This window comes from Streptomyces sp. NPDC054796, from assembly GCF_053611545.1.
Genome location: NZ_JBSHAO010000052.1, coordinates 50,796 through 57,854, shown reverse-complemented (window position 1 = coordinate 57,854; position 7,059 = coordinate 50,796). Strand labels below are relative to the sequence as shown.

At 74.3% G+C, this 7,059-nt stretch carries 5 protein-coding genes; 1 reads left to right on the top strand and 4 read right to left on the bottom strand.

The features are described from left to right. Nucleotides 1-267: 267 nt before the first annotated feature. The 4 genes from ACWGJ2_RS32070 to ACWGJ2_RS32055 form a co-directional block, all read right to left on the bottom strand. On the bottom strand, nucleotides 268-1,389 hold the full coding sequence (locus ACWGJ2_RS32070) for an NADH:flavin oxidoreductase (RefSeq protein WP_453349811.1): 1,122 nt from the start codon (nucleotides 1,387-1,389) through the stop codon (nucleotides 268-270). A gap of 161 nt (nucleotides 1,390-1,550) precedes the next feature. Next, nucleotides 1,551-2,303: an SDR family oxidoreductase gene (locus tag ACWGJ2_RS32065; protein ID WP_453349810.1), complete on the bottom strand. Its 753-nt coding sequence runs from the start codon at nucleotides 2,301-2,303 to the stop codon at nucleotides 1,551-1,553. Between the two features lie 241 nt (nucleotides 2,304-2,544). Further along, on the bottom strand, nucleotides 2,545-4,185 hold the full coding sequence (gene mdlC, locus ACWGJ2_RS32060) for a benzoylformate decarboxylase (protein ID WP_453349809.1): 1,641 nt from the start codon (nucleotides 4,183-4,185) through the stop codon (nucleotides 2,545-2,547). After that, nucleotides 4,182-5,411, bottom strand: a complete 1,230-nt coding sequence (locus tag ACWGJ2_RS32055) for a Glu/Leu/Phe/Val dehydrogenase dimerization domain-containing protein (RefSeq protein WP_453349808.1) — start codon at nucleotides 5,409-5,411, stop codon at nucleotides 4,182-4,184. Before ACWGJ2_RS32055 ends, mdlC begins: the two co-directional genes overlap by 4 nt. Before the next feature lie 266 nt (nucleotides 5,412-5,677). Between ACWGJ2_RS32055 and ACWGJ2_RS32050 the strand changes: the two genes are divergently transcribed. Further along, the gene (locus tag ACWGJ2_RS32050; protein ID WP_453349807.1) at nucleotides 5,678-6,997 is read left to right on the top strand and encodes an alpha/beta hydrolase family protein; all 1,320 of its coding nucleotides are present in this window, start codon (nucleotides 5,678-5,680) and stop codon (nucleotides 6,995-6,997) included. The last annotated feature ends 62 nt before the right edge of the window (nucleotides 6,998-7,059 follow it).

Below are 7,059 nucleotides of genomic sequence, written 5' to 3'. Positions count from 1 at the left end.
TGATTTTGGGCCCCCGCCCGGGGGGGGGGGGGGTGGGGGTGGGCGGTTTGTGGGGTGGCCGGGCGGGTGGCTTCGGCGCACCGCAACCACACGTCGCGCCGAAGCCACCGGCCCGAGCATCGCTGACGAAACCCCAGGGGGCACCGGCAGGGCGCACCCCTGCGAGAAGCGGGCACCCCGTGTGGCCTTCACCCCGTACTCCGTGAAGGGGCACACCAGCGTGCAGGGGCAACCCCCCGTTTCCTTCCGCACCCCGCGAAGGGGCCGTCAGCTCAGCGTGCGCAGCATCGACGCGTCGAACGGGACGTGCTCGTCCGTGCGCCCCTCGAAGACCTTGGCCGCCCACTGCGGGTCGCCCAGCAGGGCACGGCCGACGGCGACGAGGTCGAACTCGTCGCGCTCCATCCGGTCCAGCAGCCCGTCGATGCCCGTGACCGTGGACTGCCCGCCCTTGAACGAGGCGATGAACTCGTTGTCGAGGCCGACCGAGCCGACGGTGAGCGTCGGCCTGCCCGTCAGCTTCTTGACCCACCCGGCGAGGTTGAGGTCCGAGCCCTCGAACTCGGGCAGCCAGTAGCGGCGCGTCGAGCAGTGGAAGGCGTCGACGCCGGCTGCGGCGAGCGGCGCGAGGATGGCCTCCAGCTCCTCCGGGCTCTCCGCGAGGCGCGCTTCGTAGTTGTTCATCTTCCACTGCGACATGCGGAAGAGGATCGGGAACCCGTTGGAGACCGCCGCGCGGCAGGCGGCCACGATCTCGGCAGCGAAGCGCGCACGGGCCACGGCGTCACCGCCGTAGTCGTCGGTGCGCCGGTTGGTGCCCTCCCACAGGAACTGGTCGATGAGGTAGCCGTGGGCGCCGTGCAGTTCGATGCCGTCGAAGCCGAGGCGCTCGGCCGCCGCCGCTGCTCCGGCGAAGGCCGCGATGACGTCGTCCAGGTCCTCCCGCGTCATCGTGTGGCCGGAGGGCGTCCCGTCCAGGGCGAGCCCGGAGGGCCCGGATGGCGGCGCGTCGGGGAAGGGCGGCGCCCCGGCCTCGCGGGCCATGCCGACGTGCCAGAGCTGCGGCATGATCGTGCCGCCCGCCGCGTGCACCGACTCGGCGACGCGTCCCCAGCCCGCCAGCGCGTCCTCGCCGTGGAAGCGCGGCACGTTGCCGCTGGTTCCCGCGGCGGGGTGGTCGACGTATGTGCCCTCCGTGATGATCAGGCCGACGCCGCCCGCGGCGCGCCGGGCGTAGTAGTCCGCGACGTCGGGCCCCGGCACACCGCCCGGCGAGAACTCGCGGGTCATCGGCGCCATGGCGACGCGGTTCGGCACGGTGAGGCCGCCCAGGGAGAACGGGCGGGAGAGCACCTGCGCGGCGCGGGCTGCGGGGTCGCTGGATATCACGGGTCTGTCTCCTCGGTCGGAAGTGTGCTGCGGACGCGCTCCCGGGGTCCTCCGGGGGGAGGAGGGGAGCACGTCCGCAAGGCGCAACACGTGGAGACGACGTGATCATCCGTCGCGGGCTGTCGGCTGTGCCACATCCGGCCGCGCGCCCGCGCGTGGCGTCACATGGTCGCGACGGGCCGGACGACGATCTCGTTGACGTCGACATCGTCGGGCTGGGCCACCGCGTAGGAGATGGCCCGTGCGACGGCGGAAGCGGGCAGGGCGATACGGCGGTATTCGCGTGTCCACTCCCTGGCCGGCGGGTCGGTGATGGTGTCGGCCAGCTCGGACTCGGTGACACCCGGGGAGATGGTGGTGACGCGGATGTCGCCGACCTCCTGGCGCAGCCCCTCCGAGATCGCCCAGGCGGCGTACTTGGTGGCGCAGTAGACCGAGGCCGTCGGGCTCACCACATGGGCGCCGATGGAGGCGAGGTTGACGAAGTGGCCGCCGCCCTGGGCCCGCATCACCGGCAGCGCTGCGGCGATGCCGTGGAGCAGTCCGCGGACGTTGACGTCGATCATGCGGTTCCATTCGTCGACCTTGAGCGCCTCCAGCTTGGACAGGGGCATCACACCGGCGTTGTTGACCATGACGTCGACGCGCCCGTACCGCTCCCGCGCGTCGCGGACGAAGGAGTCCACGTCCGACGCGTCGGTCACGTCCAGGGGGCGGTGGCTGACGGTGCCGCCGTCCGCGCGGATCTCCCGCGCGAGGGCGGCGAGCCGTTCCTCGCGGCGGGCGCCGAGCACGACGGTGTGGCCGTCGGCGGCGAGCTGCCGCGCGGTGGCGGCGCCGATGCCGCTGCTGGCACCCGTGATCAGTACGGTCTTGGGGGAGGTGGGGCGGGTGGATGTGGGCTCGGTGGACATGTGCGGGTGGCCTTCCTCGGGGCGGGGGCCGGAGTCCGTCGGGGGGCTCCGGCGGGGTGTGCGCTGCGCCGCTTCGGCGCTGTGCACAGCCTCGTCCGCGCGCGCCGGGGGCGGCAGGCACCCTCGTGGCCGGGGGCGGCGAGCCGGGGTGCCGTGCACCCGGGTGCGGTGAGCCCGGGTGCGGCGAGGCTGGGTGTGCCGCACCCGGGCAGGCCCGTGCGGGCCGCCTGAGCGGTGGCTCTCAGGCGGCCCGCGCCCCCTCCTCGACGCGGATGGCCACCAGGTGCGGGCCTGGATTCTCCAGGGCCCAGGCCAGCGCCGAGGCCAGCTCCTCCGCCGTGTCCGCGCCGCGCGCGGGGACCCCGTAGCCGCGGGCGAGCGCGCAGACGTCGATGCTGGGGATGTCCATCCCGGGCGTGCGCGCCGTGCCGTCGGCGGAGAGCTGGTCCTTGAGCACCCCGTACTCGCCGTTGTCCAGCACGGCGAAGGCGACCGGCAGCCGGTGCTGCGCAGCGGTCCACAGCGCCTGCACCGTGTACTGGAGCGCGCCGTCCCCGACGAGCGCGACCACGGGCCGCTCGGTGGCCAGTTGGATGCCGACGGCGCCCGCCGTGGCGAAGCCCAGCCCGTAGCCGCCGGGGAAGTAGTAGCTGCCGGGCAGCCGGTGCGGCAGATGCGACCACAGCAGCGGGAACTCGCGCGCCGCCTCGTGCACCAGCACCGTCTCGTCCGGCAGCAGTCCGGCCAGCGTCCCGATGACTTCCGGCTGGCCCGTGAACCGCGCGCCGGGCGCGGGCGTGGGCAGCGGGGTCCGTACGGGCGACTCCAGCGCGCGTACGGGTCCGGGGACGCGACGGCACAGTTCGCGCAGCGTGAGTCCGACGTCCCCGCAGTAGGCGTCCCCGGCGACGGCCCGCGCCGCCTCGGCGGGATCGCTGGTCAGCGCGAGGACGCGCGGCATCTCCGGGAGCGCCGACGCCGCGTCCTCCGGGCCCTCGGAGAGGTAGCGGAAGACCGGGGCACCCGCGCACAGCACGAGGTCGTGCCCGGACAGGGTCTTGGCCACGCCCTGCGGCGACATGGGCAGCACGCCACGGAAGGCGGGGTGGCCCGTGGGGAAGCCGCAGCGCGCTCCCCACCCGTCGATCCACACCGGGGTGCCCAGCAGATGCGCGAGCCGCCCCGCCGCCTCGAAGCCCTCGTCGGTGGCCGCGTCGGGACCCACCACCATCGCCGGAGCGCGCGCCCCGGTGAGCGCCCTGGCCAGCGCGTCGAGGGCCGCGGGTTCCGGCACGGTACGGCTGTGCACGGTGCGGCCGGCGCTGACGCGTGCCGCCTCCTCGTCGGCGGGCCTGGACCAGTCGTCCATGGGGACCGACAGCACGACGGGCCCGGCGGGCGGCTGGGCAGCGATGTGCAGGGCGCGGGCGAGCGCTGCCGGGACCTCGTCCGCCCTGGCCGGTTCCTCGGAGTGCTTCACCGCGCCGAGCGGCAGCGTGACCGGCTCGGTGTTGGCCAGCGCGCCGGCCGAGCCGATGAGACCGCGGGACTGCTGACCCACCAGCGCCACCAGGGGGCTGCGTGCGCCGCGCGCGTTGACGAGGGCGCCTATGGCGTTGCCGAGTCCCGCTGCGGTGTGCAGGTTGACGACGGCGGGGCGGCCCGTGGCCTGCGCGTACCCGTCGGCGATGCCCGTCACCGACGCCTCGTTGAGCCCGAGGACGTAGCGGAAGTCCTCGGGGAGGCCCGTCAGGAAGGGGAGTTCGGTCGTGCCGGGGTTCCCGAAGAGGAGCGTGGCGTCGTGGGCGCGGAGGAGGTCGAAGGCGGCTTGCCGCACGGTCTGCGCGGGCTGCACGGTCTGCGCAGGCTTCGTGGTCTTCACGGTCGTCCTTTCCTGACGGCCCGGGGAACGGTGGACGGGGGTGTGCGCGGAGCCAGCCGTTCCGGGCCGCCCGGATAGGCGATGCCCGGAACACCGGAGCCGGTGAGCGCGGGGCCGAGCCCGCCGCACGACCCGCCGATGCGCCGCTCCGCCAGCAGCCCGGCGGCGGCAAGGGTCGTGATGCCCCGCGCCGTGGAGAGGGCGAGGACCTGGCGCACGGTCTGGAAGATGCGGGACGCCCTGCGCTTGGCGCGCGTCATGTCGAAGCCCCGCAGCTCGTCGGCGGCCTGTATGACCCCGCCGGAGTTGACGAGGTAGTCCGGCACGTAGCGCACCCCGCGCTCGCGCAGGATGTCCGCGATCCCCGGGTGCGGCAACTGGCAGTTGGCCGCGCCGCACACCACGGAGGCGGTCAGGGACTCCGCGACCGTCTCGTCGATGGCGCCGCTGAGGGCGCACGGCGCGTAGATGTCCAGGTCGGCGTGTACGGGCCGGGTGCTGCCTTTCGGCACGATCTCGACGCGGTCCCCGTAGGGGCGGGTGCGTGACAGCGTGCCGAGGGCGCGGGCGGGGGCGCGGGCGTCGGCGTCCCAGCACACCACGTGCGCGCCCGCCTCCAGGAGCAGCCCCACCAGCCGGGAGCCCACCTTGCCGACGCCCTCGACGCCGACCCTGCGGCCCTGGAGCCGGGCCGAGCCCCACACCTGTTCCGCCGCGGCGCGCATGCCTTGCAGCACCCCGTACGCGGTGAGGACCGAGGTGTCGCCGCAGCCGCCCTTACCGGCGGAGCGGCCCACGACATGGCGGGTCTCCCGCGCGACCAGGTCCATGTCGCCGCTGTCCGTGCCGACGTCGGCGGCGGTGATGTAGGCGCCGTTGAGCGAGTCGACGAACCTGCCGTACGCGCGCATCAGCGCGTCCGTGCGGTCGGCCGCCGGGTCGCCGATGATGACGGCCTTGCCGCCGCCGAGGCCGAGCCCGGCGAGCGCGTTCTTGTAGGTCATGCCCCGGGAGAGCGCGAGCACGTCGTGGAGCGCGTCGGACTCGCGCGCGTAGGGGAAGAAGCGGGTGCCGCCCAGCGCTGGGCCGAGCACGGTGGAGTGGATGGCCACGATCGCGCGCAGGCCGGTCTCCGGGTCGTTGTGGAAGACGACGTTCTCGTGCCTGCCGGTGCCGGTACCGGTGCCGGTGCTGGAACCGGTGGCGGCGGCCTGAAGGACGCTCATGAGCGCGATACCTCGTACGTCGGCGGCCAGTGGCCGGTTGGACGGGGCGTGGGAGCCGAGGTCAGCCCCTGATCCAGTGCAGCAAGCGGCGGGGGAGGGGAGGAAGGAGAAACCGCGGCGGACAGCGAGAACGAGGTGAACGCTCGTGTGGCGGATGGCCGCCCGCGCGTCCCTGACGAAAGTCAGGGGTGGCCGCGTACGAAAGGGCGGGGACACGGGAGGGGCGCCCGCAGCAGGCTCGGGGCATGCGAACTGTGAAACGTAGCGTGACCCGACGGGCCCTGCTGGGCGGCCTCGGCGGGCTGGCGGGGCTCGCCGCCATGGGCGCCTCGGGAGCCGTGGGCACCGCGAGCGCCGGAGCCGCCACCCGGACCGCCCCGACCGCCTCCGGAACCGCCGGGGGAATCCGCCTCGGCCTGCCGCGCCCCACGGGACCGCACCCTGTCGGCACCGTCGAGTGGTGGCTGACCGACCACGGACGCGCCGATCCCTGGGGCGAGGACGCGAAGCGCCCGCGGGAGCTGATGGTCAGCGTGTGGTACCCGGCGCGCCCCGGCGACGGCGACGGCGCAGCGCGGGCGCCCTACATGCGCCCCCGGGCCGCGGCCGTGTTCGACGCGGGCGCGGCGAAGATCCTCAAGACGGAGCCCGGCGCCGTCGACTGGGCCGGAATCGGCACCCACGCCAGGACCGGCCCACCACCGGCCACCACCGTGGGACGCATGCCCGTGGTGCTGTACTCGCCGGGCATGTACAACGAGCGGGTCCTGGACACCGTCGCCGTGACGGAACTGGCCAGCCGGGGATACGCGGTGGTCACCGTCGACCACACCTATGAGGCGCACGCGGTCGAGTTCCCCGACGGCCGTGTCGCCGAGCCCTCGCCCGCGCTCACCGGCATCACCTCACCCGTCGAGCGGAGCAGGGCGGCACTCGACGTCAGGCTGGCCGACATCCGGTTCGTTCTCGACCGGCTCCACGCGCTCGCCGGGGGCGCAGCGCCGGACGTGGCCGACAAGGCGCTGCCCGGAGGGCTCGCGCGCTCCCTGGACCTGTCCCGTACCGGCATGTTCGGGCACTCGCTCGGCGGCATGACCACGGCCGAGGTGATGCGGCTCGACGGCCGCGTACACGCCGGGGCCAATCTGGACGGGCCGCTCGGCTACGACTGGAGCGACCCCGGACAGCTGCTGCCCGTAGCCAGGACCGGCCTGGACCGGCCGTTCCTCCAGATGGGCGCGTGGCTGCGCACGGAGACCACGGAGCATCCGCACACCCACGAGCACTCGCCCTCCTGGAAGGCGATGTGGGAGCACTCCCGCGGGTGGCGGCGCGACCTGTGGACCGAGCGCTCCGAGCACAACTCGTTCACCGACTACCAGATCCTCCTCCCCGCCCTGGACGACCGCATCGGCCTGCCCTCCGGGCTGCGCGACGGGATGATCGGCACGGTCGATGCGGAACGGTTCACCAGAAGCCGCCGTGCCTATCTCCTCGCCTTCTTCGAGCAGCATCTGAGAGGGCGCCACCAGCCCGTGCTCGACGGCCCGTCGCCCCGTCATCCCGACGTCCGCTTCATCGGCTGAGCCCGCACCCCACCGCCCCGCCGTTCGGGGCGGCGGAGAGCCGGGGCGCCCCACGCGCCCCG